This is a genomic window from Rhodococcus sp. BP-241 (assembly GCF_019836145.1).
Taxonomy (GTDB): Bacteria; Actinomycetota; Actinomycetes; order Mycobacteriales; family Mycobacteriaceae; genus Rhodococcoides.
In genome coordinates this window covers 380097-402859 of sequence record NZ_JABUEI010000002.1, presented here as the reverse complement: position 1 = coordinate 402859, position 22763 = coordinate 380097, and the positions used below count along the sequence as shown (strand labels likewise).

The following is a 22763-nucleotide window of genomic DNA, read 5'->3' as shown; positions in this document are numbered from 1 at the left end:
GCACTCGATGAAATACACGTCCATGCGACACACCTCGGCAGCATCATGTATCGGGTTCCGCGAGTCGTAGACAGCACCAGGGCAGTGCAGCACTGCGTCCTGGCAACGCTCGACCGCGGTGTGGAACCAACAACTCGTCACCACACACCAGGGATACGAGCTTCGGCGCCGGTTCACTCGTTCCGACGACGCGCTGCCGACCCGAGCACAGCTTGCCGTCGCACGTCTCGACATCGTCCGACTCGCCGGTCCGCTGGGTGACTCCGACATTGCTCGACGACACCGCCGTCTTCACCGTGCGGGGGTCGGCGCAGATTGTTGCGGCCCGACCCTGGGCCCTTCTGGACGGAGCGCACCGGGGTCGAGGTCTTCGCCTCACTTGGGCGTGCGTTGAGGCAGCTGCACACCGAACGCCCCGACGATCGACTTCACGCGTCGACGCCGCACCTGGACAGGTTGGCCGGATACCTGGACGGCAGCGAAATCTCGGATCCGGCTCGGGCAGTGTTGACCGATCTCGGAGCCGATATCGTTGAGGAACTGAGGACATGGCTGCAGGAGTTGCCTCCTGCATGCGCATTGGGCCACGTAGGCCTCAGCCTCGGATCGACGTTCGTCGACGCCGACCCCACTGTCCGTATCGACGTGGTTGACGGACCCGAACTCGCGCGAACGACGCCGGCGGTGGATGTCGGCTGGATCGTCGGGAGCTGATGGAATTCAGTTACCTCCGAGCGGTCCGCGGGATTCCGGGCGATCCGTACCGCAGGCTTGCCACCGCGTTCACGACGGGCTACCCCGGATCCAGAGCGGGACCGATGGACGACGATGTCGTACACCGGGTGGCTCTGCTTCGAATCGTGCTGCACCTCTGCGATTACGCCGAAACCTCGAGCCGCACCGGCAACACCGGGGCCGAAGCCAACTTGGCGATCTGTACACCGCTCATCCGGGGTCTCGTACTCCCCGGCGACGACAGAGATGAAACAGAGCAGTGATGGTCGAGAACACGATGACACTCTCCGCCCGCACATTGGCGTCATCCGGCTCCGACGCAGCCGTCGAGCTGAGTGGACTGTCCATGATATACGGCGACCGCACCGTTGTCGACGACATCGACTTCACCATCGCTTGGGGTGAGGTGGTCGCCTCCTCGGGCCCAACGGTGCCGGAAAGTCAACGACGATAGAGGTTTTGGAGGGATTCTGACGTCCGTCGGCCGGACGGGTGAAAGTCCTGGGGTCTGACCCGGCAACGGCAGGCGAGGAGTGACGCTCACGTGTCGGTGTCGTCCTGCAGTCATGGCGTGACACGGAAAGTGGCGTGTACGTGAGTTCCTCGACTACACGGCCGCGTCGCATCGAGCCATCGGTCGTGGCAAGCGTGACGTCGATACGCTGATCGCCACAGTCGGTCTCGACGGGTTGGAGAACCGCCGCATCGACAAGCTCTCCGGAGGTCAGCGACGACGCGTCGACGTCGCGGTCGGCGTCATCGGCCGACCCGAAGTGCTCTTCCTCGACGAGCCGACGTCGAGTTTCGACCCGGAGGTCAAACTGGCCTTCGGCCAGCTGATCGAAGATCTCGCCCCGGGGACCACCGTCATCCTCGCCACCCACGATCTGGCCGAGGCTCAGCGACTCGCCGACCGGATCATCATGCTCGCCGGGGGTCGGGTGGTCGCGCACGGGACTTCGGAGGAACTGCGCAACAAGTGCGCGCGGCGTTCGGGTGCGCTGGACCGTCGACGGGGAGGCACGCGAATCGATCGTCGACGAAGAAGTGCCGTTCGTTCGCGACCTGCTCACCGGTCCCGACCGGCACCGTGTCACCGATCTGGAAGTCACGCACGGGTCGCTCGAAAGAGTTGAACATGTCCATCGTGCGGAGTCAGCAGACGCTGCAGGAGAAAGGAACTGTGTAGTGACAACGCGTATCGAGCGTCGAAGGACCCCCTCGACGCTATGAAGGTGTTGCGAGACGCCGAATGTCGCCTGAGCCTGAAGGCCACCAAGTTCCTCACCGAATCACTGGCTGCCGGACCCCACCACCCCGAGGCTGTGGAGGGCGCGTGGCGGCAAGTCCTACCTGACGATCAGAACGTCGAGGGTGCGCGGCCCGTGGACCCCCTCCACCCTGTTCAGCTCGATATCGCTGGTCGCGCTGGGCCCACTGATGAACGTCAGCGGCCGCGACGCATCGAGCACCGCGAACGCCTGCGGCACCGTGTCCACCACCTGCTCCTCCCTGACGATGCAGATGTGGTGATCGGGCACCAGCGTCAACGCTCGTCGCCCTTGCGCGACACCCGCGTCGAGCACGATCGTCCCCGTCGCGGCGATCCCCACCCTGCAGCCGGTGATGACAGCGTCGACGGCGTCGAGTTCCTCCACCGACAGACCGTCGTCGGGCACGGTCCTGATTCCGTCGACCCACTCCGACGGCACGTCCACAGGGATCACCGCACGCGCATCCTCTGCAAGCAGTCCACGGATCGTCGACGCGACCTCCGACTCGGAGATCCGGTACACCTGCGCTCGGTAGTCATCGACCGTTTCGGCGAAGCGGTCGACGTTCCCCCGGCCGACCAACGCAGCGCGGTCGTAATCGCGCGGAACATCGATGCCGGCAACCCCACCTGCGGTCGCGGCACGAATGCGCTCGAGGATTTCCGACTTCGCGTTCATGATTCGTCCTCGTGCGTTCGTGCCCACCACTGACGGAACGTTTCTTTCGGAGGGGCCGGCATGTCACGGCTGGTGGTCCACAACGATCCGGGGAACGGAAGCGACTCGATGTGGCCCTTCTTCCCGGCCAGCAGGCGTCCGACACCAGCAGCCTTCTCGGCCATCCCGAATCGCTTCGGCGAGTTCATCGCCCACCCTGCCGCCCGCATCGCGATCTCCTGCGCACCGGGAATACCGCCGCGCTCGGAATCGACCTGCTCCGCCCGTAGATGCACCAGAATCTCTGGGATATTGATACGCACCGGGCACGCATCGAAACATGCCCCGCACAGCGACGACGCATACGGCAGCGAGGCATTGGGATCGTCGTGACCGGTAGTGCCGGTGAGTTGCGGCGAGAGGATCGCACCGATCGGCCCCGGATACACCGACCCGTACGCGTGCCCACCGGTCCGCTCGTAGACCGGGCACACGTTCAGGCACGCGCTGCATCGAATGCAGTTGAGGGCGGCGCGGCCTACCTCGTCGGCAAGCACGTTGGTTCTGCCGTTGTCGATGAGCACCAGGTGGAAGTTCTGCGGCCCGTCCCCCTCGTACACCCCGGTCCACATCGAGGTGTACGGGTTCATCCGCTCGGCCGTGGACGAGCGGGGAAGCAGCTGCATGAATACTTCGAGGTCCGCGAACCTCGGCACCAGCTTCTCGATGCCCATCAGCGTGATGAGCGTGTTGGGCAGCGTCAGACACATGCGCCCGTTGCCTTCGGACTCGACGACGGCGAGCGTACCCGTCTCGGCGACACCGAAGTTGGCTCCGCTGATGGCGACCTTCGCGGACAGGAACTTCCGTCGCAGATGTTCCCGTGCGGCCATGGCCAGTTCGCGCGGCTCGTCGGTGATGGCAGCGTCGACACCGGGCATGCGGCGCAGGAAGATCTCGCGAATCTCCGCCCGGTTGCGGTGGATTGCGGGAACCAGGATGTGACTGGGCTTGTCGTCACCGAGTTGGACGATGAGCTCGGCCAGGTCGGTCTCGATCGCGGCGATGCCCTCGGCTTCGAGGTACTCGTTCAGGCCGGTCTCCTGGGTGGCCATGGACTTCACCTTGACCACCTCGTCACTGCCCGTGGCCTTGACCAGATCCGTGATGATGCGATTGGCCTCGTCGGCGTCGCGTGCCCAGTGCACCACTCCCCCGCGGGCGGTGACGTTGGCTTCGAGTTGCTGCAGCAGTTCGGGCAGCCGCGACATCACGTCGGTCTTGAGGGCACTCCCGGCGAGGCGCAGTTCCTCCCAGTCATCGCACTCCGCAACAGCGCCCAGTCGCTTCTCGCGGATGGTCTTGGTCGCGGCCCCGACGTTGCGCCGCATCTGAGTGTCCTGCAATGCGCGCTTCGCGGCCTTCGGGAAGCTCTCCTCGCCGCGAATGTTTCCGATACCGGGAGAACCCAAGAAGGTGGTCATGCTGCCTCCGTCGATGCCAGAATCTCAGCCAGGTGAACGGTTTTGACGCCGGTGCGCAGGCGGGACAGACCACCGCCGATGTGCATCAGGCACGACGAGTCCCCAGCGCTGCACACCTCCGCACCGGTGGAGAGGACGTTGGCCATCTTGTCCGACAACATCGCCGTCGAGGTCCCCGAATTCTTCAACGCGAACGTTCCGCCGAAGCCGCAGCACGACTCAGCCTGGGGCAGTTCGACCAAGGTCATGCCGCGCACGTTGCGCAACAGTTCGAGGGGCTTGTCGCCGACGCGCAGCATTCTGAGCGAATGGCACGTGGGGTGGTAGGTGACGCGGTGCGGGTAGTAGGCGCCGACGTCGGTGACACCGAGGACGTCGACGAGAAGTTCGGACAGCTCGTAGGTGCGTCCGGCGATGTCCTCGGCGCGCGTGGCCAGGTCCTCGTCACCAGCGCGGCGGGCGACCATCGCGTGCTGGTGACGGACCGATCCGACACAGGAACCGGATGGGGCGACCGCGACGTCCCACGACGACTTCTCGAAGACCTCGACGTGGTGGCGCACCAGCGGTGCGGCTTCTTTGAGGTAGCCGGTGTTGACGTGCATCTGGCCGCAGCACGTCTGATCCGACGGGAAGACGACGGTGTGGCCGAGCCGTTCGAGCAGTGAGACAGTCGCTTTCGCTGACTCGGGGAAGAGTGCGTCCGCCAGACAGGTGGCGAACAGGGCGATCCGCATGGAGCCTCCAGAGCGTGTGGTCTGACCACAGTAACGCCTGTGGTCGGACCACACCAGCTATTCTCCGACGATGCGCGCACACGAGGTGGTTCTCCACCGCATCGAACAGGACCTGGCGGCGGCCCGGCTCCGCGTCGGCGACCGGCTGCCGGCCGAGCGCGCACTCGCGGAGGAACTCGGCGTCGGCCGGAGCTCGGTTCGCGAGGCCATCCGCGTCCTGGAGGCGATGGGCGTCGTGAAGACGTCGGTCGGGTCCGGACCAGACGCGGGAGCGATCGTGGTGGCGGACCCTGCCACGTCAATCGGCTCGGCTCTGCGCCTGCACATGGCCACGCAGTTCCTGCCGATCGCGGACGTGGTGCAGACGCGCGTGCTGCTCGAGTCGTGGGCGCTACGCGAAGCCGCGGCGCGCACGCCCGACCTCAAAGCCATCGACGAGCTACTCGACCGAATGGACGACCAGAGCCTGGAACCCGACCAGTTCCACCGCCTCGATGCCGAACTGCACGTGCGGTTCGCCGGGCTGGCGGGCAACGTGCTGATCGAGGCGATGATGACCTCGCTCCGCGACTCCATCCACGGCTACGTCATGGACGCGGTGCCGATGCTCGACGACTGGTCGGCCGTCGCCGTGAACCTCCGGTGCGAGCACCGCGGCATCGTCGACGCGTTGCGCCGAGGCCATGGCGCGAATGCCGCCAACCTGGCGCGCGAGCACATCGAGGGGTTCTACGGGTTGATGCGGCTCGACTGAGTCGGAGCCCGCCGAATTGTGTCGGACCCCCGTGCCAGCATCCCTCCACACACAACGAGGGCCGCGGGCCCGGGCAAGGGGTTCACCATGGCAGTGCACGTCGTCGACGACCGTATCGAGGTCCGGTGCCCCGAGGTCCATCCCGACGCCCGGATGTCGTTCTCGTTCCAGCGGACTCTCCGCGTTCCCGACGACGGAACCACGTACGACCTCCCTCCGGGCCTCGGCAGACTGCAGGTGACGGAGTCCGGCCAGGACGACGACGGGGTGACTCGCTTCGCCATGCCGATGTGGCAGTCCGAGGCGTGCTGGATCAACTTCGACGCCGGCTATCCGTTCCTCGTGACGATGAGCAGCGGAACCATCAACGTCTTGACGGGTGAACCATGGTCGCCCGTTCCCGACTTCGAGGCCGAGGACTACCTCGAAGTTCCGGACCAGCCGTGGCTCGATGGGTTCACTGCCGAGAAGGGGACGGTGCGCCAGTTCGTCGCTGCCCCGCTGGGCGCCGACTACACGGTGGAGGAGCAACTGTCCTCGGAGCCGGCGCGCGGTGGGATCCAGGTGGCCGTCTACCCGATGCTGGCGAGCAAGTACTCGGAGCTGGACCACCTGCCGACCATCATCTGCTTCTCCTTGCCCCCGAACGACGCGATGGGCCTCGGTGCCGGTGGATCCATCAGACAGGCAGTGGCGACGCCAGTGGTCCCGCACGAATCGTGGGACCTCGAGCACGGCCGACGATTCACCATTGACATCGTCAACAGTGCTGTGTGGCAGCAGCTCACAGGATCGGAACCCGCCTCGGTTCCTCTGAGCGCCGCGGATTACACGCGGTTCGCGATGCCGTGGTTCGCCTGGTACGACGAGCTGGTGGTGGCTCGCGAGGGAGCAGCGTCGCTGCGCGGCGTGCCCACAGTCGCTGACGTCGATGCCGGCGCGGACGAGCCGATCCTGCCGGAGAACGAGAGCTTCGAGAAGCCGGTACCGGTGTACGTCAGCTGACAGGCGCGCGTCAGCGCACCGTGGCCGACTCCGGTAGCGCCATCCCCCGCTCCCCCATCGCCTCGCGCAGGCGGTCGGGGTAGTCGGTGATGATGCCGTCGACACCCATGTCCATCAGTACCGCCATCGTCGCGGGGTCGTCCACCGTCCACGGCACGACACGGATCCCAGCGGCATGCGCTGACGCCACCAACTCGGGTGTCACGTAGAGCTCGAAGTCCGCATCCTCCACGGCCCCCTTCTGCGGGCTGCCCTGGACGGGCGAGAGGGCGTGGGCGCCGAACGACTGCACCGCCGCCACCGGGTCGCCGTCGAACTCGTCGATGTCGAGACCGCCCAACCACGGGGACGCTCCTGGTTCTCCGACCTCGAGGAAATCAGGCTCCGTGAGCGCGACCAGACGCATCGACGGATCGACCTTCTGCACCGCGAGGAGAGCGCCCCAGTCGAAACTCTGGATGGTCGTGCGATCGAGCAGTCCCGCCGCCCCGACCGAGGCGAGCACCACGTCGGCGAACTGCTCACGGGACGCCGTTTCGGTGGGCGCCGCCGCCTCCACCTTGGTCTCGATGTTCAGCTGCACCGTGGAGTCGTACGAGTTCACCAGCGCGAGCACCTCGTCGAGAGTCGGGATGCCGGCATCGGTCGCCACTCGCTGTTCCGGGTAGCCGTCGAGTTGCGTGACACCACAATTCAGGGTTCGCACCTGCGCCAGCGTCAGGGTGTTGACGTACTTCCCGACGTAGGGGAACTCGGGATCGTTGTCGGTAATTGGCCGGGTGTCGCGGCACTTCGCATCCGACACCTTCCGGTCGTGCGTCACGACGGCGATGCCGTCCTCGGTGATCTGCGTGTCCATCTCGAGGGTGGTGACGCCGAGCTCGAGGGCGTTGGTGAACGAGGCGAGCGTGCTCTCGGTGACCAGTCCGAGGCCACCGCGGTGCGCCTGCAGGTCGAAGCCGTCGAGCGGCTTCGCGGTCTCGGTATCTTGTGCGGAGCAGGCCGCCAGCGCCACGCACATCGAGACGGTCAGCAGCACTCGTCGCATCGCCATGACGCCCACGCTAAGCCGGGAAGATGAACGCTCGATGGATCAGCGCGCGCGCCACGACGGGTCAGTCGAGCCCAGCACCGGCCGACGTTGGGATCCGGAGTATTCGTCGATGCCGTGATGGTGTGCAGTAATCCGCGCTATCCGCGGATTACTGCACAGGATCCGCCGCTTCCTCAGTCGACCTCAGTGTTGCAAGACGCTGCTCGCCCAGTGGAGTGAGATCGGCGCGCACGACTTCTGTGGTCATCAGATGTTCCGGGCCGGGTGCGGACACGTAGCCGCACTTCCCGTTGTGCCCGTGCGCGATCCGGTTCATCGCGACATCCACAGGCACGTCCCATCGTTCCCACCCCAGGTCGTTCCACGCCAACTCACCCAGCGTGATGAGTCCCCTCCGGAACAAGGACTCGATGACGGCGGCAGTGTCCTCCGGTGACACCGGTTCGGGACTCAGCGACGAGACGATCGTGTGGAACCCCCAGAAGGGCATCCACTCGTCGTCGATGTCGGCGAGCAGCTCCGCCTCGAGTTCTACGTTCATCGCTTGGATGACACCCGGCGCATACGTCCACCGTCACCGGGCGCGATGTCGATGGCGAGTCCGTCTCGCTTGCTGGCTGTTCGAAGCTGGACGGTCGTGCCGTCGGGAAGCACCTTCCTCTCCTGGATGTGCGGCTCCACGTACTCACTGCGGTCCACTGGTGTGCCGTCGGCGATGTTGGACATGACTTCCCTCTCGTCGTGCGATGTTCTGGCTGTTCGAAGGTTGGACGCGGGCGTCAGTCGTGTCGGTTCCACGACGCGCCAGTTGATGTGGAGTGTCACCGACGTGCAGCGGGGGTCGCGGCCGGGCGATCAAGGCTGCCGGACCCCATCCGGTGCGGAGATAATCGCTCAACGACTACTTCTGGACCGGATCTCACAGCAGTCCGCTACGGGTCTCGAACGGACCGATCGTGTTGTCCCATGTCATGCCCAGAGCCTCGAGCTCCGCGAGCCGACGCTCACCCTTCTCCGTGATCCTTCCGCGGAAGACTTCGCAGCCCATCAGGTCGAGGTCTTGCTCTGCAGCCAGGTAACCGTCGCTTTTGCCATGCCCCTCGGCGATCCGCCTCATCGACTCGTCGGTGTCGGCCGTCCACTCTTCCCAACCAATGTCGTTGTCTGCGAGGGCGCCGAATATCATCAGCCCCGAGTCGGCGAACCAGCGGATGACATCAGCCACTTCGTCGAGCGGGGTGTGCCATCCTCGGAACGCGCGCACCTTTGCGACGAAGCTCCACAGCGACGTCCAGTCGTCATCCAAATCCAGAAGTAGACGAAACTCGATCCCGGTCTCGACCTTCATCGCACATGCACCTTGATCACGTCGCCGCCTCCTGGTCTTTGGATGTCGATTACGGGTCCACCTGACCTGCTACCGACCCGGAGCTGAATCATTGTGCCGTCGGGCAATACATAGCGCTCCAGTATTTTCTCGTTTCCTCCGGTGCTGGCGGCCTGGCCCTCTTGCGCAAGGTCGTCGAACAACGTCCTCACGTCATCAGCGGAATCCACCTGCCTCACCGCACGCTGTCTGCCTTGTTCGGTCTCATCCGCAAGGACTTTCTCCACACCCACCGCATCGACCGGCCCCGCATCCTGGAAGAAGCTGTCCGGCAGCGCGTCGTGTATCGCATCCCACGCATCCGTCCCGAACCGGTCGACCAGTGCGAAGGCCATCGCGCCGACGGACAGCACGCCGGCCGCGATCATCGCGTGCACGGCTGCCTCCACCGCCCAGGCCAGGCCGATCGCGAGGGGAACGAAGTGTCGTGGTTCGCCGTCGAGAAGTGCAGCGGACGCGTCGTCGATGGACCGGGCGGCGGACTTGTCCGCATCGATCAGCGCCTGCACATGCGCCGCGATGACCGCCGTGTGGGAGACACCGTTGCTGACCACCGACCAGTCCGGTGCGACGAGGCAACCGTCCGCCTCGGCCATGACGACCGCGTCGAGGAGTGCCTCGCGAGCAACGGCGATGGCAGATGCACCGTCGCGAACTGCGCGCTCCAGCACCCGAAGCTGAACTGTCCGACGTTGCGCTGCAGCAAGATCCCGACCAAGACGATCTACCGCAGCATCGCCGGCCGCACCCTGCCACGCCTCGCGCAGATCGACGCGGCTCCTGTCGATTGCCGCCGCCCGAGAGTCGAGAACCGAGGCGCCGTCACCGATCCACGTCGCGTCGATCCGGACGGCGTCGGGATCCCACGACGCCACCACCTCACGACGCGGCGCGAGCTCAGCGACCTCCATGCCCGACCCCCTCGAGCCGAGCGGCGTTCGCCGAGTCCGCGTCGGCGTACCCGACGGCAGCGACATCCAGCGATCGCGCTGTCGCAGAGAAGCCCGCGACGAGATCGTTGAGTGCCGAGACGGCTCGCTCTTCCGCTCGAGCAAGTGCGGCCGCGGTCGACGCTCCGGGGAGCGCGACCACACCTCGCGGTGCCACACCGATCTGCTCCACCTCACCGAGCACAGCTCGGCTCGCGGCCCGCACGGCCCCCACATCAGCGACGACGAACATCGTTCCCACCCCCTCGCGGGGTAGGACGCGTCAGTCGCGCAGCCCGTTCCACTGTCAGCGTTTGCGCTGTTCACGCTGCATCAGGCGTAGTGTTCGCCGTATCGGAGCCATCTGGTTCCCTTGATCAAGGGGCTGACACCATGGCTGACAAGTCTCCGCGCAACTCGATGACACAGAAATCGGGCAAGTCGCTGAAGGAAAAGCGACTCGACAAGAAGACGAAGGCCGCGGGGAACATCGCCGCCGACGACGCCTCCGCCGCGGTGAACAAGAAGAAGCGCTGACCACCCGGTAGCGACTGACCACGCGGGGTACACCGTGGGATGAGCGAAGAAGCGCGCCGCAACGACGGTGACAACGACGGTCCCGTCGAAGAGGAGCTCGAAGAGAGCTTCGACTCGGTGGTCACCGAAGGTGCCGAGCGTCTGCACCGCACCGTCCGAGCCGTAATCGTCACCGGACTGTTCGGTGGCCTAGAAGTGGCGCTGGGCGTGATGGCCTACCTCGCGGTGCTGGACGAGACGGGCAGCCATCTTCTCGCCGGGCTCGCGTTCGGGATCGGGCTCGTCGCAATCTATCTGGCGCACAGCGAGCTCTTCACCGAGGACTTCCTCATGCCCATCGCCGCGGTGGTCTCGAAGGACGGCACCCCGGCACAACTCGCGAAGCTCTGGATCGGCACTCTTCTGGCCAACCTGGTCGGCGGGTGGGCGGTGATGTGGCTGGTCGCGCAGGCGTTCCCGCAGTGGCTGATGGTGCTGTCCGAATCGGCACACCACTTCGTCGACACGCCCTTGAACACGCAGTCGATCTGTCTGGCGATCCTCGGCGGCAGCACCATGACGCTACTGACCAGGATGCAGCAGGGAACCACCTCGGACGTCGCCCGCATCATCGCGGCCATGGCGGCCGGCTTCCTGTTGGCGGGGCTGCAGCTGTTCCACTCGATCCTCGACTCGCTGTTGATCTTCGGCGCGATTCACGCCGGCGCGGACGTGGACTACCGGCAATGGATCGAGTGGTTCGGATACACGGTCGGTTTCAACATCGTCGGTGGAGTGATGCTCGTGACGGTTCTTCGCCTGGTCCGTACCAAGGAGCTGGTGAAGGAGGAACGCCGGTCGTGAACCGTCAGGTGAGCTCACTGAAGCGCTCGGTGTCGCGCACCTGACCCGAGACGATCACCATGTCGTCGGCCTCGATCACGGTGTCGGCCGTGGCATAGGTGAAGCCTTCGCCCGGCCTCTTCACAGCCACGACGGTCACCTTGTACTTGGTACGCACGGCAGTGTCTCCGAGCCGATGGCCGACGAGGAACCGAGCGGGAGTCGTCTTGACCATGGCGAACCCGTCGTCGAATTCGATGTAGTCCATCATGCGACCGCGCACCAGATGGGCGACGCGCTTGCCCATGTCGTGCTCGGGCCGCACCACGTGGTGGACACCGATCTGGGTCAGGATCTTGGCATGCGCGTTGCTGATCGCCTTCGCCCAGACATTGCCCACGGACAGGTTGATCAGGGCAGAGGCGGTGAGAAGACTTGCCTCGAGATCGGACCCGATACCCACGACGGCGCGGTCGTATTCGTGCACCGACAATTGCCGTAGCGCTTCCTCGTCGGTGGTGTCCGCGACGGCGGCATGGGTGAGACGATCGGAGACCCGCTGCACGACGGCCTCGTCGGAGTCGATGCCGAGCACCTCGGCACCCTGCGCCATCAGTTCGAGAGCCAGGGACTTGCCGAAGCGCCCGAGGCCGAGGACCACGACGACGTCGGAGGACGGCTTCTTAGCCAATGAACGGCCTCTCTGTGGGGAAGGTGTATCGCCGATCGCGTTCGCGCGCCGCCAGCGCACTCACCAGTGTGATGGAGCCGATGCGGCCCAGGTACATGAGGACGACGAGTATCAGTTGCCCCCACCCCGGCAGCTGCGCGGTGATGCCTGTCGACAGTCCCACGGTGGCGAAGGCGGACACCACCTCGAACAACAGGACGTCCAGGTCGAACGGGGTCGCGGCGAGAAGGACCACGACCGGCACCATGACCAGCGCCACGCCGACGAGGGCGACGGTCAAGGACTGACGCTGCACCCGCGAGTCGATGCGTCGGTCGAAGACCGTGACCGAGCGATCGCCGCGTACCTCGGCGATGATGACGAACAGCAGAATGGCGAAGGTGGTGACCTTGATTCCGCCCGCGGTACCGCCACTACCGCCGCCGATGAACATCAGCACGTCGGTGACGAGCAACGTCGCGTTGTCGGCGTCGGCGTAGTCGATGCTGTTGAAACCGGCGGTTCGCGGCATGATGCCCTGGAACGCGGCCACCAGCAGCTTGCCGCCGACTCCGCGCTCGGACAAAGTGTTCGACCATTCCAGTACGAGTACCAATGCGGGGCCGAGCACGAGCAGGACCGCTGTGACCGTGACCGTCAGCCGCGTGTGCAGCGTCCATCGTCGACGAGTGCGTCCCCGAACATGTCGGGCCACCTCGAAGAGGACGGGGAAGCCGATGCCGCCCAGGACCACGGCGACGAGGAGCGGCACACAGATCCACGGATCGGTGGCGAAGCTGATCATGTTGTCGCTGAACAACGCGAAGCCGGCGTTGTTGAACGCGGACACGGAGTGGAAGATGCCGAGCCACACGGCCCGTCCGAGCGGCTCGTCGTAGCCGACGGCGAAACGGCCCGCCAGACACGCCGCGACCGCCGTCTCGATGAGAAGGCTGGTTCTCACGACACCCACCACGACGCTGCGCACGTCGCCGAGTCCGGACGTGCGGAGTTCAGCCGCCGCATTGAGCCGTCCGCGAAGACCGATGCGGTCGGCAAGGACGAGACCCACCAGCGACGCCATCGTCATGATGCCGAAGCCGCCGATCTGGATGAGCGCGAGAATGACGCCTTGACCGGCGCCGGACCAGTGCGTGGGAGTGTCCACCACGATCAACCCGGTCAGACACATCGCCGACGTCGCAGTGAACAGGGCGCCCAGCAGATCCGTGCTCTTGCCGACCTGCGTCGCCGCGGGCAGCAGTAAGAGAACAGTGCCCACTGCGATGGCGGCGGCGAAACCCAACGCCACCAGGCGCAGCGGGGTCAGCACGGCCTTCGCGGCCCGACGGGGTGCCGGGCTCGAGCTCATCGTCACGCGAGGCACGTTACTGCAGCGCTGCGCGCACCCGCTGCAGACTGCAGCGGGTGCGCACCTCGGCTCTCAGCCGCCGACTCCCACGCGCACGTCGGGAGCCCCGAGCCGTGCGGCATCGGCGGTTTCGTCGTCCGGCTGCGCCTGCGATTCACGCTCTGCCGCAACGCGCTTGCGGTAGTGCTCGATCTCGTCGGACACGTGCTGCTCGTCCCACCCGAGGATGGGTGCGACCAGTCCGGCGACCTCGGCTGCGGCAGCTTCGCCGCGGTCGGCCAACTCGATCGACACGCGGATGCGCCGCGTCAGGATGTCGTCGAGGTGCTGCGCCCCCTCGTGGCTCGCGGCGTAGACGGCCTCGGCCTTGAGGTAGTCGGGTGCGTTCTCCAGCGGCTTGCCGAGCTCCGGGTTCTGATCGATCAGGTCGAGGACCTCACCGACCAGGGTGCCGTAGCGACCGAGCAGGTGCTCCATGCGTCCGACGCGCATCCCTGCGCGGTCGGCTGCGAGCTGGCGCGCGTTCCAGGCGCCGTAGTACCCGTCGGCACCCACGAGCGGGATCTTCTCCGTGACGCACTCCGGAACCTTGCGCTCCATGTTGTGCACCGCGGAGTCGACCGCGTCCTTCGCCATGACCCGGTACGTCGTGTACTTGCCGCCGGCGATGACGGTGAGGCCACGTACGGGGCTGGAGACGGCATGCTCGCGGGACAGCGTGCTGGTGGAGTCGGATTCGCCGTACAACAACGGACGCAGACCGGCGTAGACACCGACGACGTCCTTGTGGTCCAGCGGATCCTGCAGCAGCTTGTTGACGTGCCCGAGGATGTAGTCGATATCGCTCTTGCTGGCCGCGGGATGCGCCAGGTCGAGCTTCCAGTCGGTGTCGGTGGTGCCGATGATCCAGTGGCTCCCCCACGGGATCACGAACAGCAGCGACTTCTCGGTGCGGGTGATGATGCCCGTCGAACTGTTGATGCGGTTACGGGGCACCACCAGGTGCACGCCCTTGGACGCGCGAACCTGGAACTGCCCGCGACCGCCGACCATCTCCTGGATCTCGTCGGTCCACACACCGGCAGCGTTGATGACCTGCTTGGCGTGGATCTCGAACGACTCCCCCGACTCGAGGTCCGTCGCGACGACGCCGATCACGCGGTCGTCCTCACGCAGGAAGCCGGTGACGCGAGTGCTGTTGGCGCACAACGCTCCGTAGGCCGCGGCAGTGCGGGCGATCATCATGGTGTGGCGGGCGTCGTCGACCTGGCCCTCGTAGAAGCGCACGGCACCGCGGATGGCGGAGCGCTTGCCCGACGGGAAGGATTCCAGCGTCTTCTTCTTGCCCAGGTGCTTGTGGTGCGAGGGCACACCGCGGCCGGCACCCATCACGTCGTAGACGCCGATACCGAGGCCGACGTACGGCCGGTCGGTCAGCTTCTCGAGCGGGTAGATGAACGGCACGGGGCGGGCGAGGTGCGGGCACAGGTCGTTGAGGACCAGCGACCGCTCCTTGAGCGCCTCGAAGACCAGCGCGAAGTTGAACTGCTCGAGGTAGCGCAGGCCACCGTGGAACAGCTTGCTGGACCTGCTGGACGTCCCGGCGGCGTAGTCACGCGCCTCGACCAGGCCGACTTTCAGTCCGCGGGTGACCGCGTCGAGGGCCGCTCCGGTACCGACGACACCCCCGCCGATGACCAGAACGTCCATCTCCTCCGTGGCGAGACGTCGGAGTGCTTCCTTGCGTGCTTCGGGGCTGAGAGCTGTTGTGGTGGAATTCATTCGGCATCGACCCAATCGAGTGTTCGTGTGACGGCTTTCTTCCAACCGGCGTAGAGCTTGTCTCGCTCCGCGTCATCCATGGACGGTGTCCATGTCTTGTCCTCGGCCCAGTTCTCGCGGATCTCGTCCTCGCTCGCCCAGAAACCGACGGCCAGGCCCGCTGCGTACGCCGCGCCCAGTGCGGTGGTCTCGGCGACCACCGGCCGGACGACATCCACGTTCAGAATGTCGGACTGGAACTGCATCAGCAGCTCGTTCACCACCATACCGCCGTCGACCTTGAGCACCTCGAGGTCGACGCCCGAATCTGCGTTCATGGCCTCGATGACCTCGCGCGTCTGGTAGGCGGTGGCCTCGAGCACGGCCCGCGCCAGGTGGCCCTTGTTGACGAAACGGGTGAGTCCGACGATGGCGCCGCGGGCGTCGGAGCGCCAGTGCGGGGCGAACAGACCGGAGAACGCGGGCACGAAGTAGGCGCCGCCGTTGTCGTCGACGGAGCGGGCGTCGGTTTCGATATCTGCTGCGGTGGAGATCATTCCGAGGTTGTCGCGCAGCCACTGCACGAGCGATCCGGTGACGGCGATGGAACCCTCGAGGGCGTACACCGTCGGCTGGTCGCCGATCTTGTAGCAGACCGTGGTGAGCAGTCCGTTCTTGCTCATCACCTTGTCGGTGCCTGTGTTCAACAGCACGAAGTTGCCTGTGCCATAGGTGTTCTTCGCCTCACCGGGCGACAGGCACGCCTGACCGAACGTGGCGGCCTGCTGATCGCCCAGGATGCCGGCGATGGGAACACCGCTGAGCGAACCGCGCTCGCGGACATTGCCGTAGACCTCGGAGGAGCTGCGGATCTCGGGGAGCATGGACATCGGGATGCCCATGTCCGCACAGATGCCCTCGTCCCAGGACAGGGTGTCGAGATCCATCAGCAGCGTGCGCGAGGCATTGGTGGGATCGGTGTAGTGCAGACCGCCGTCGACACCGCCCGTCATGTTCCACAGGACCCAGGTGTCCATGTTGCCGAAGCACAGCTCGCCGGCGTCGGCCTTATCCTGCGCGCCCTCGACGTTGTCGAGGATCCACTTGACCTTGGGGCCCGAGAAGTAGGTCGCGAGCGGCAGGCCGGTCTTCGCGGTGTACTTGGTGGCGTCGCCCCCGCCGAGCTTGGTGACGATGCGGTCGGTGCGAGTGTCCTGCCAGACGATGGCGTTGTAGACGGGCTTGCCGGTGGCGCGCTCCCACACCAGCGCGGTCTCGCGCTGGTTGGTGATGCCCACGGCCGCGATGTCCGACGGGGTGAGGTCGGCCGCGGCGAGTGCGCCGGCGGAGACGCTGCGGACGTTGTTCCAGATCTCCACGGCGTCGTGCTCGACCCACCCGGCCTGCGGAAAGATCTGCTTGTGCTCGCGCTGATCGGCGGCGACGACGGTGCCCTTGTGATCGAAGATCATGCACCGAGTCGAGGTGGTGCCCTGATCGATCGCTGCGACGTAACGGGTTTCGGTCATGAGTGGTTCCCCTGGGTAGTGGAGTGGACGATCATGCGGACTTCTCGGGCAGACGGCTGGGCTCTTGCTCGTCGTCGCCGTCGGGATCGGCCGGCAGGAACCGACCCACCAGGTTGTCGTACAGCAGGACGCCGATGGGGCCGCCGATGATGGGCCCGAGGATCGGCACCCAGAAGTAGAGGCTGCCGTACTGATCTCGCCATGCCCCACCGTATCCCGTGATGAACGACGCCAGGCGGGGTCCGAAGTCACGAGCCGGGTTGATCGCGTAGCCGGCGTTGGTGCCCCATGCGAAGCCGATGGCCACGACGATGAGTCCGACGATCAGCGGGGCCATGTTGGACAGCGGCGGGCTGTTACGCGAGTCGGACACGGCGACGATGAGGAAGAGCAGGATCGCGGTACCGATGATCTGGTCGATCAGCGCGGAGCCGAGGCTGACGGGCAGCGTGCCGTTGCCGGGCAGCGTCGAGAAGATCGTCTGCGTCGCGGTGGTGTGCTCGGGATCGATCGCGTTCAGCATGTCGTTGTAGTTCCACCGCACCAGCAGCGCGGCGACGAAGGCACCGAGAGTCTGCGCGAGCGCGTACGGCGCGACCTTCGACCACGCGAAGCCTCGAAACAACGCGAACGACAGCGTCACAGCCGGATTGAGGTGCGCACCGGTGGCGCGGCCGGCGACGTAGATGCCGAACATGACGCCCAGGCCCCAGGCCCAGGCGATCGAGTCGTGGTCACCGAGGCTCCCGGACTCACCGCCGGAGACCACCTGCGCCACGACGCCGGCACCGAACAGAATCAGAATCATCGTTCCCGCGAACTCGGCTGCCATCTCTGCGGGCAGCCCCCACTTCGCGCGTTTGTCCGTCACGCCATCTCCCTCGTGTTTGTGATCCAGGCCATAAAGAGCAACTGGAAGCCATGCTAGGTGACATGCACGTTGTCGCAAACCACGTGCACATATGTGCAACTCGGACCGGATCGCGATACTGCGGCGGTCCCGATGTGGTTTAGCGTGGGCTCATGTCGGAGCTGCAGATCTATGGGGAACCCCTGCTCCCCGACGCGACGGATCCGCGCACGATCGACGCGGTGCAGGCGGCGCGGCTCTACTACTTCCAGGACTTGACGATGGCCGCGATCGGCCGCGAGATGGGCGTCTCCCGCAGCACGGTGTCGCGGCTGATCACCTTCGCCCGCACGTCGGGACTCGTGGAGATCAAGATCAGCACCGCTCTCGGCCAGGCACCCGGGCTCGAGCGTGCCTTCGCCGATCGGTACGGCGTCCGTGCCCACGTCGTGCCTGTTCCGGAGACCGTCAGCGACGTCGATCGCCTGGACCGGGTCGCCATGTTCGCGGGCCGCCTGCTGACGACGTTCTTCGCCTCCGACATGGTCATGGGCGTCGCGTGGGGCACGACGGTGAGCGCGGTCAGTCGACACCTCGCCCCGAAGCGCACCCACAACTCGCACGTGGTTCAACTCAACGGCGCAGCCAACACGCGCACCACCGGAGTGTCCTACGCGACGGACATCGTCCGCACTGTCGCCGACGCGTACGGCGCTCTCCCCCAGGGCTTTCCGGTTCCCGCGTTCTTCGACTACCCGGAGACTCGGCAGATGCTGTGGCGCGAACGCAGCATCAAACGCGTGCTCGACCTGCAGGACCGGATGGACCTCGCCGTGTTCAGCATCGGCGTGCACGGCGGCGCTGTACCGAGCCACGTCTACAGCGCGGGTTACCTGGAGAAGTCGGATCTCGAGGAACTCGACCGGGACGGCGTCGTCGGCGACATCGCCACCGTCTTCCTCCGCTCCGACGGCAGCTACGACCGCATCGCGCTGAACGAACGTGCAAGCGGCCCACGCCTGGACCGACTCAAAGCCGTGCCGCGACGCGTGTGCATCGTCGCCGGCGAGTACAAGCTCACCGCGCTGCGAGCGGCCCTCGCGGGAAAGATCGTCACCGATCTCGTGATCGACGACCTCAGCGCGGCGACCCTGCTGCAGGCGTAGGTCAGCCCTTCTTCTTCGTTCCCGGCAGGATGCCCGCGGAGATGACGGCCTTGACGTAGGGGCGCGCGGAGGAGATGAGCTCCTCCGCGTCGTCGACACCGCGCCACGCAGCGGCGGCCATCGCGTCGGTGCGGTCCTCGATGTGGCGGTCGAGTGCGACACCGTCGTCCGTCAGAGTCTCGACGCCGTCGGCTGTCGTGACGAGACCGCGCGCGGCGAGACGCTCGGCCGCCGAGTCCCACTGCTCGTCCGACCACTCGCGCGTCAGCTGGGTGATGCGACGCCCGAGCACCCGACGAGCACCGGGCTCGGGGTGCTGGGCCTCGTGGAAGACACCGGCCTCCGTCGGATCGAGGTCTGCGTCGAGGAGAGCCGCGAGGTGGCCGTCGCCGCGCCATTCCCGCAGAACCGCGATGGCGTGCCACAACTGCAGGTGCGGGACGTCGGGCGCCGACGACTGATGCCACGCTGCGGACAGTGGGCGGCCGGCGAAGGTCAGCGTGTCGCCGATGCCGTGCAGGCGGTCGGCCAGCGACGTGAGGCCCGGGTCGGACACAGACTCACCCAGCGCACCTCCGAGGACGATGTCCAGCGCGTCCCATCGGCGCCGAGCCACGGTGTCGAGGCCGACGGCGATCGCCGCGGGCCAGGAGCGCTCGATCAGCGTGGTGTTGAAGCTGTAGAACGCGGCGGCGACCACCCCGGCGACACACGGCCCCATCGGCTCGGCGCGCGAGCCCACGTACCAGGCGTGTCCGTCGAGACCCGTGTCCCGGCCCGCCGCTCCGAGTTCGGGATTGAAGTACGCCGAGATGTGGAAGGGCTCGAACGTGCGGTACGCGGCGCGGGCATGGGCGGCTGCCGTGGAGTCGGTCATGGGTCGAACCTACTGGCTTCGAGCACTCACGGACTGCGATCTCCTACCGGAGTAGGAGACCATCCTCCCACCCGAGGGTGGCGGAGGACATGACCTCCTCCGTTCGGCGTCCCGGAAATACGTCCGTCGCACGACGACGTGAGTCGCTCCAGCGAGCACAGTGGTTGCCATGCCGATGACACGAGAGAACGAGACGACGGTCGCACTCGATCCGCGAGGTCGTTCCTTCGTCGTGGTCCTCCCCGACGATCCCCGTTCGGACGCAGTCGCCGCCGCTGTCGGTCCCGTTGCGACGCACGAGGTCCGACACCCTAGCGGCCGTCCCCTGCTGCTCGCTCACACCACGACCGACCGTATCGTCGAGGGACGCACACATGACGGAGCCCTCGCCGTCGTCGGCCGGTCCGACGCGACGGTCGGCGCTCTGCAGCGAATCCTGTTCGGTGCCACCAGATCCGAGGACCTGGCAGCCGCGTCGAGCGCATTCCACGGCAGCCATCTCACCATCGGGTCCATGAACGGCGAGATCTATGCGTCGGGCACCGCGATGGAGACGCGGCGGCTCCACTCCGCCGTCGTCGGTGGCATCACGATCGTGTGCGACCGCGCCGATGTGCTCGCCGAGATCGGCCGATTCGACCTCGACGACGACTCGCTGATCCTCGCGCTGGCCGGCACCCTGCCACACCCGTGGAATCGGTACTCGATGTGGACGGGCGTGACTCCTCTTCCGGGAGACCAGTGCGTGATCGTGGACGCGACCGGACGGGCGCGCCGGGGAACATGGTGGCATGCTCCGGACGCGGTACTCGACCGCGAGGAGGGGGCACGACAGCTCCGTACGGCGCTGCGGGACAGTGTGTCCGCACACATGACCGGAGCTGAGGGAACCGCGGTCGATCTGTCCGGAGGTCTCGACTCGACACCGTTGTGCTGGTTCGCCTCCCGCGAACCAGGAGGTGTGCTCGCCCGCACGATGTACAACGACGATCCCGGAGGCACAGAGGACCTGCAGTGGGCGCGGAAGGCATTGGCCACCATGCCCGGCGTGCACACACACCTGACACTGTCGACCGACGACCTCCAGGACTTCTACGAGGGAATCGACCGGATCGACGCCCCGCTCGACGACGTCACCCAGGCGGCGACGGCCGGGCCGCGGATCGTCGCTCTGCTGCAGGACGATCGCGCCCGCGGGCTGACCACTCACCTCACCGGGCTCGGTGGTGATCACATCCTGCGTGGGCTGCCCTGCTGGGACCACACACTCGCACGCACCCGCCCGTGGGCAGCCTGGCGGCGAGCGCGGTCCGAACACGTTCCCGCCGGTGTCTCTCCCCTGACGACGTTGCGCGAGCTGCTCGATCGGCGGTCGTACGACCGCTGGCTCAGGGACTCGCTCGCCGCGGCACTGGACCGTTCGAGCACGAGAAGCGCACCGGGTCTGAACGACTGGTCCGCTCCGGCGTCGCTCCCACCGTGGTTCAGCGACGACGGCCGCGCCCGTCTCCGCGAGCTTCTCGCGCATTCGCCCGCACCACTGGGCGCCACGAGGGCGGACCACGCCGACCTGTTCTACGTCCGCGACGCGGCCCGCCTGACACGGGGAACCGCTCAACTGGGACAGCCACTCGGCGTCGCCTACGAATCACCGCTGCTGGACGATCATGTCGTCGAGGCGACGCTGGCCGTGCGCCGAGACGAGCGTGACACTCCGCTGGAGTGGAAGCCGCTCATGAAGGCCGCGATGCGCGAACTTCTCCCCGACGAATACCTCCTGCGCACCAACAAGGTCGGCGGCGGACCGCAATCGGTTCGCGGGTATGCAGCGCACCACCATGCCCTGGTCGCGCTCGTCGAGGATGCCCACCTCCTCGACACCGGGATCATCGACAGTGCCTCGTTCAGGGGCACGAGCGCACCGAGTGAGCGAGAGGCGCCGCCGCCGCACATCCATCCTGCTCTCAATCTCTCGGTCTTCCTTCGCAACCGAACGGCGACGCTCGAGCGCGTCACCGTCTGACACCCCGTTCCGCACACCGACGAGTAGGAGTTACGACGATGCTTCGCACCCGACGACCGTCCGTGACGGCCGTTCCCACCGAGTTCGGCCAGGTCCTCCTCGACCGGCGCAAAGGTCGGTACTTTCACCTGAACGGCACGGCGACCACCATCGCGGACAGCCTGCGCGGCGGAGTCGGCATCGAGGACACGGCTCGCGAGATCTCGCGGCGATACGAGATCGACGACGCCACGGCGCGAACCGATGTCGAGACCGTCGACGCGCAGCTCCGAGAGGCGGGCCTGCTGTGAGTGACGTCCTCCCCCGCACACCTGCCGATCTCCACCTCCTCGAGCGAGTCGCCGTCGGGACCGCGGTGGCGCTCGCCCGGATGCTGGCACACGCATCGCCGGACACGACGCGGCGCATCCTCACTGCGACGGCCCGGGGCGCGCGCCCCGCGTCGTATGCGGATGCACGCGACGCCCGCGACGCCGTTCTGACGGTCAGCGCATTCTGTCGTGGCGGTTCGTCCTGCCTTCCGCGCTCGCTCGCCACCGCGCTCGTGTGCCGCACTCGCGGAACGTGGCCGGACTGGTGCGTCGGAGTCCTGACGGCGCCGCCGTTCACCGCCCACGCGTGGATCGAAGCGGACGGCCGCATCGTCGACGAACCCATGTCCGGTGCAGATTTCGCGACGTTCTTCCGCGTCCGATCCGGCCGTACCGAGCCGGACCACCCCACTGTTCCGAGGGCCTCACAGCAGGCCGCGTAGGAACCCACAGACACGGTGGCGGAACCGATACCGCCATCGGACGTGGTGAGCCACCGCGGTTCACCATGCACGATCGAACACCCCGGAAAGGAGATTCACCATGACCGACCGTTACGAGACCCCCACGATCGTCGATCTCGGCGAGTTCCGCACCGAGACCGGATACGGAATCGGCGGCCAGGCCGAGGGATGGAACCCGATCGCCGATCGCAAGAACTGACCACACGCTCACACCGATCCAGCACACGAGAAGGAGACACTCATGATCGAGACCTACCAGGCACCCGTCGTCGCAGACCTCGGCCGCTTCCAGGACGAGACCGGCGAGTTCATCGGCCCGAACACCGAGGCCATCCTTCCGTTCGAGGACCACTCCAAGGAGTGAC

27 protein-coding genes are annotated in these 22763 nt (G+C 66.4%); 12 read left to right on the top strand and 15 right to left on the bottom strand.

All coding sequences use genetic code 11. The features are described from left to right. Positions 1 to 504: 504 nt before the first annotated feature. Together HQ308_RS05210 and HQ308_RS22875 are read left to right on the top strand one after the other, a co-directional pair. Positions 505 to 714: a hypothetical protein gene (locus tag HQ308_RS05210; protein WP_222645676.1), complete on the top strand. Its 210-nt coding sequence runs from the start codon at positions 505 to 507 to the stop codon at positions 712 to 714. Between the two features lie 710 nt (positions 715 to 1424). Next, positions 1425 to 1871, top strand: coding sequence for an ATP-binding cassette domain-containing protein (locus HQ308_RS22875; protein ID WP_308115672.1), 447 nt, complete (start codon positions 1425 to 1427; stop codon positions 1869 to 1871). A gap of 213 nt (positions 1872 to 2084) precedes the next feature. Here the strand turns inward: HQ308_RS22875 and HQ308_RS05200 are convergent, their stop codons facing one another. From HQ308_RS05200 to HQ308_RS05190, 3 genes are read right to left on the bottom strand one after another with little or no spacing between them, the layout of a single operon-like run. Next, positions 2085 to 2687, bottom strand: coding sequence for a lactate utilization protein C (locus HQ308_RS05200; protein ID WP_222645674.1), 603 nt, complete (start codon positions 2685 to 2687; stop codon positions 2085 to 2087). Further along, positions 2684 to 4150, bottom strand: a complete 1467-nt coding sequence (locus tag HQ308_RS05195) for a LutB/LldF family L-lactate oxidation iron-sulfur protein (RefSeq protein WP_222645665.1) — start codon at positions 4148 to 4150, stop codon at positions 2684 to 2686. Before HQ308_RS05195 ends, HQ308_RS05200 begins: the two co-directional genes overlap by 4 nt. Next, entirely contained in the window at positions 4147 to 4887 is a 741-nt protein-coding gene (locus HQ308_RS05190; protein WP_222645663.1) for a (Fe-S)-binding protein, read from the bottom strand. The genes HQ308_RS05195 and HQ308_RS05190 overlap by 4 nt, the downstream gene beginning before the upstream one ends. A 70-nt stretch (positions 4888 to 4957) precedes the next feature. Here HQ308_RS05190 and HQ308_RS05185 point away from each other — a divergent pair, with 70 nt between their 5' ends. After that, positions 4958 to 5641, top strand: a complete 684-nt coding sequence (locus tag HQ308_RS05185) for a FadR/GntR family transcriptional regulator (RefSeq protein WP_222645661.1) — start codon at positions 4958 to 4960, stop codon at positions 5639 to 5641. Between the two features lie 87 nt (positions 5642 to 5728). Beyond that, positions 5729 to 6646 (top strand): hypothetical protein, encoded by a 918-nt coding sequence (locus HQ308_RS05180; protein WP_222645659.1) that lies wholly within the window; start codon positions 5729 to 5731, stop codon positions 6644 to 6646. Between the two features lie 10 nt (positions 6647 to 6656). Here HQ308_RS05180 and HQ308_RS05175 read toward each other — a convergent pair whose 3' ends face one another. The 6 genes from HQ308_RS05175 to HQ308_RS05150 form a co-directional block, all read right to left on the bottom strand. Beyond that, the gene (locus HQ308_RS05175) at positions 6657 to 7700 is read right to left on the bottom strand and encodes a glycerophosphodiester phosphodiesterase family protein (RefSeq protein ID WP_261775738.1); all 1044 of its coding nucleotides are present in this window, start codon (positions 7698 to 7700) and stop codon (positions 6657 to 6659) included. Positions 7701 to 7848: 148 nt separating this feature from the next. Beyond that, on the bottom strand, positions 7849 to 8241 hold the full coding sequence (locus tag HQ308_RS05170; protein ID WP_222645657.1) for a hypothetical protein: 393 nt from the start codon (positions 8239 to 8241) through the stop codon (positions 7849 to 7851). After that, positions 8238 to 8426 (bottom strand): hypothetical protein, encoded by a 189-nt coding sequence (locus HQ308_RS05165; RefSeq protein WP_222645655.1) that lies wholly within the window; start codon positions 8424 to 8426, stop codon positions 8238 to 8240. The genes HQ308_RS05170 and HQ308_RS05165 overlap by 4 nt, the downstream gene beginning before the upstream one ends. 193 nt (positions 8427 to 8619) lie before the next feature. Further along, positions 8620 to 9048: a hypothetical protein gene (locus HQ308_RS05160; protein WP_222645653.1), complete on the bottom strand. Its 429-nt coding sequence runs from the start codon at positions 9046 to 9048 to the stop codon at positions 8620 to 8622. Next, entirely contained in the window at positions 9045 to 9998 is a 954-nt protein-coding gene (locus tag HQ308_RS05155) for a hypothetical protein (protein ID WP_222645651.1), read from the bottom strand. Before HQ308_RS05155 ends, HQ308_RS05160 begins: the two co-directional genes overlap by 4 nt. Continuing rightward, positions 9985 to 10269, bottom strand: coding sequence for a hypothetical protein (locus HQ308_RS05150; protein WP_155956952.1), 285 nt, complete (start codon positions 10267 to 10269; stop codon positions 9985 to 9987). Before HQ308_RS05150 ends, HQ308_RS05155 begins: the two co-directional genes overlap by 14 nt. A 140-nt stretch (positions 10270 to 10409) precedes the next feature. Between HQ308_RS05150 and HQ308_RS05145 the strand changes: the two genes are divergently transcribed. Together HQ308_RS05145 and HQ308_RS05140 are read left to right on the top strand one after the other, a co-directional pair. Continuing rightward, on the top strand, positions 10410 to 10553 hold the full coding sequence (locus HQ308_RS05145) for a hypothetical protein (protein ID WP_197027742.1): 144 nt from the start codon (positions 10410 to 10412) through the stop codon (positions 10551 to 10553). A gap of 39 nt (positions 10554 to 10592) precedes the next feature. Beyond that, positions 10593 to 11396 (top strand): formate/nitrite transporter family protein, encoded by an 804-nt coding sequence (locus HQ308_RS05140; RefSeq protein WP_222645649.1) that lies wholly within the window; start codon positions 10593 to 10595, stop codon positions 11394 to 11396. 4 nt (positions 11397 to 11400) lie between these two features. Here the strand turns inward: HQ308_RS05140 and HQ308_RS05135 are convergent, their stop codons facing one another. The 5 genes from HQ308_RS05135 to HQ308_RS05115 all read right to left on the bottom strand — a co-directional run bounded on the left by HQ308_RS05135 (position 11401) and on the right by HQ308_RS05115 (position 17539). Then, positions 11401 to 12066 (bottom strand): TrkA family potassium uptake protein, encoded by a 666-nt coding sequence (locus HQ308_RS05135; protein WP_222639015.1) that lies wholly within the window; start codon positions 12064 to 12066, stop codon positions 11401 to 11403. Further along, complete coding sequence (locus HQ308_RS05130; RefSeq protein ID WP_222645951.1) at positions 12059 to 13417, bottom strand: TrkH family potassium uptake protein; 1359 nt, start codon at positions 13415 to 13417, stop codon at positions 12059 to 12061. Before HQ308_RS05130 ends, HQ308_RS05135 begins: the two co-directional genes overlap by 8 nt. Positions 13418 to 13489: 72 nt before the next feature. Further along, positions 13490 to 15199, bottom strand: coding sequence for a glycerol-3-phosphate dehydrogenase/oxidase (locus tag HQ308_RS05125; protein WP_222645647.1), 1710 nt, complete (start codon positions 15197 to 15199; stop codon positions 13490 to 13492). Then, a complete protein-coding gene (gene glpK, locus HQ308_RS05120; RefSeq protein WP_222645646.1) occupies positions 15196 to 16707 on the bottom strand; it encodes a glycerol kinase GlpK in 1512 nt (503 codons plus the stop codon). Before glpK ends, HQ308_RS05125 begins: the two co-directional genes overlap by 4 nt. 31 nt (positions 16708 to 16738) lie before the next feature. Beyond that, the gene (locus tag HQ308_RS05115; RefSeq protein WP_051613174.1) at positions 16739 to 17539 is read right to left on the bottom strand and encodes an MIP/aquaporin family protein; all 801 of its coding nucleotides are present in this window, start codon (positions 17537 to 17539) and stop codon (positions 16739 to 16741) included. A 191-nt stretch (positions 17540 to 17730) separates the two neighbouring features. Between HQ308_RS05115 and HQ308_RS05110 the strand changes: the two genes are divergently transcribed. After that, a complete protein-coding gene (locus HQ308_RS05110) occupies positions 17731 to 18723 on the top strand; it encodes a sugar-binding transcriptional regulator (RefSeq protein ID WP_222645645.1) in 993 nt (330 codons plus the stop codon). Between the two features lies 1 nt (position 18724). Here the strand turns inward: HQ308_RS05110 and HQ308_RS05105 are convergent, their stop codons facing one another. Next, complete coding sequence (locus tag HQ308_RS05105; RefSeq protein WP_222645644.1) at positions 18725 to 19600, bottom strand: hypothetical protein; 876 nt, start codon at positions 19598 to 19600, stop codon at positions 18725 to 18727. A gap of 169 nt (positions 19601 to 19769) precedes the next feature. Between HQ308_RS05105 and HQ308_RS05100 the strand changes: the two genes are divergently transcribed. From HQ308_RS05100 to HQ308_RS22420, 5 genes are all read left to right on the top strand, one after another. Next, positions 19770 to 21623 (top strand): asparagine synthase-related protein, encoded by a 1854-nt coding sequence (locus tag HQ308_RS05100; RefSeq protein WP_222632905.1) that lies wholly within the window; start codon positions 19770 to 19772, stop codon positions 21621 to 21623. Between the two features lie 38 nt (positions 21624 to 21661). After that, the gene (locus HQ308_RS05095) at positions 21662 to 21913 is read left to right on the top strand and encodes a lasso peptide biosynthesis PqqD family chaperone (protein ID WP_222632906.1); all 252 of its coding nucleotides are present in this window, start codon (positions 21662 to 21664) and stop codon (positions 21911 to 21913) included. Beyond that, positions 21910 to 22377, top strand: coding sequence for a lasso peptide biosynthesis B2 protein (locus HQ308_RS05090; protein WP_222632907.1), 468 nt, complete (start codon positions 21910 to 21912; stop codon positions 22375 to 22377). Before HQ308_RS05095 ends, HQ308_RS05090 begins: the two co-directional genes overlap by 4 nt. Before the next feature lie 100 nt (positions 22378 to 22477). Next, positions 22478 to 22597: a keywimysin-related RiPP gene (locus tag HQ308_RS05085; RefSeq protein WP_222632908.1), complete on the top strand. Its 120-nt coding sequence runs from the start codon at positions 22478 to 22480 to the stop codon at positions 22595 to 22597. 42 nt (positions 22598 to 22639) lie between these two features. After that, positions 22640 to 22762 (top strand): hypothetical protein, encoded by a 123-nt coding sequence (locus HQ308_RS22420; protein WP_261775737.1) that lies wholly within the window; start codon positions 22640 to 22642, stop codon positions 22760 to 22762. The last annotated feature ends 1 nt before the right edge of the window (position 22763 follow it).

Coding starts and splice junctions, on each gene's coding strand:
- HQ308_RS05200 (WP_222645674.1), bottom strand. CDS start 2,687: ATGAACGCGAAGTCGGAAATCCTCGAGCGCATTCGTGCCGCGACCGCA.
- HQ308_RS05195 (WP_222645665.1), bottom strand. CDS start 4,150: ATGACCACCTTCTTGGGTTCTCCCGGTATCGGAAACATTCGCGGCGAG.
- HQ308_RS05190 (WP_222645663.1), bottom strand. CDS start 4,887: ATGCGGATCGCCCTGTTCGCCACCTGTCTGGCGGACGCACTCTTCCCC.
- HQ308_RS05185 (WP_222645661.1), top strand. CDS start 4,958: ATGCGCGCACACGAGGTGGTTCTCCACCGCATCGAACAGGACCTGGCG.
- HQ308_RS05180 (WP_222645659.1), top strand. CDS start 5,729: ATGGCAGTGCACGTCGTCGACGACCGTATCGAGGTCCGGTGCCCCGAG.
- HQ308_RS05175 (WP_261775738.1), bottom strand. CDS start 7,700: ATGGCGATGCGACGAGTGCTGCTGACCGTCTCGATGTGCGTGGCGCTG.
- HQ308_RS05170 (WP_222645657.1), bottom strand. CDS start 8,241: ATGAACGTAGAACTCGAGGCGGAGCTGCTCGCCGACATCGACGACGAG.
- HQ308_RS05165 (WP_222645655.1), bottom strand. CDS start 8,426: ATGTCCAACATCGCCGACGGCACACCAGTGGACCGCAGTGAGTACGTG.
- HQ308_RS05160 (WP_222645653.1), bottom strand. CDS start 9,048: ATGAAGGTCGAGACCGGGATCGAGTTTCGTCTACTTCTGGATTTGGAT.
- HQ308_RS05155 (WP_222645651.1), bottom strand. CDS start 9,998: ATGGAGGTCGCTGAGCTCGCGCCGCGTCGTGAGGTGGTGGCGTCGTGG.
- HQ308_RS05150 (WP_155956952.1), bottom strand. CDS start 10,269: ATGTTCGTCGTCGCTGATGTGGGGGCCGTGCGGGCCGCGAGCCGAGCT.
- HQ308_RS05145 (WP_197027742.1), top strand. CDS start 10,410: ATGGCTGACAAGTCTCCGCGCAACTCGATGACACAGAAATCGGGCAAG.
- HQ308_RS05140 (WP_222645649.1), top strand. CDS start 10,593: ATGAGCGAAGAAGCGCGCCGCAACGACGGTGACAACGACGGTCCCGTC.
- HQ308_RS05130 (WP_222645951.1), bottom strand. CDS start 13,417: ATGAGCTCGAGCCCGGCACCCCGTCGGGCCGCGAAGGCCGTGCTGACC.
- HQ308_RS05125 (WP_222645647.1), bottom strand. CDS start 15,199: ATGAATTCCACCACAACAGCTCTCAGCCCCGAAGCACGCAAGGAAGCA.
- glpK (WP_222645646.1), bottom strand. CDS start 16,707: ATGACCGAAACCCGTTACGTCGCAGCGATCGATCAGGGCACCACCTCG.
- HQ308_RS05115 (WP_051613174.1), bottom strand. CDS start 17,539: ATGGCAGCCGAGTTCGCGGGAACGATGATTCTGATTCTGTTCGGTGCC.
- HQ308_RS05110 (WP_222645645.1), top strand. CDS start 17,731: ATGTCGGAGCTGCAGATCTATGGGGAACCCCTGCTCCCCGACGCGACG.
- HQ308_RS05105 (WP_222645644.1), bottom strand. CDS start 19,600: ATGACCGACTCCACGGCAGCCGCCCATGCCCGCGCCGCGTACCGCACG.
- HQ308_RS05100 (WP_222632905.1), top strand. CDS start 19,770: ATGCCGATGACACGAGAGAACGAGACGACGGTCGCACTCGATCCGCGA.
- HQ308_RS05095 (WP_222632906.1), top strand. CDS start 21,662: ATGCTTCGCACCCGACGACCGTCCGTGACGGCCGTTCCCACCGAGTTC.
- HQ308_RS05085 (WP_222632908.1), top strand. CDS start 22,478: ATGACCGACCGTTACGAGACCCCCACGATCGTCGATCTCGGCGAGTTC.
- HQ308_RS22420 (WP_261775737.1), top strand. CDS start 22,640: ATGATCGAGACCTACCAGGCACCCGTCGTCGCAGACCTCGGCCGCTTC.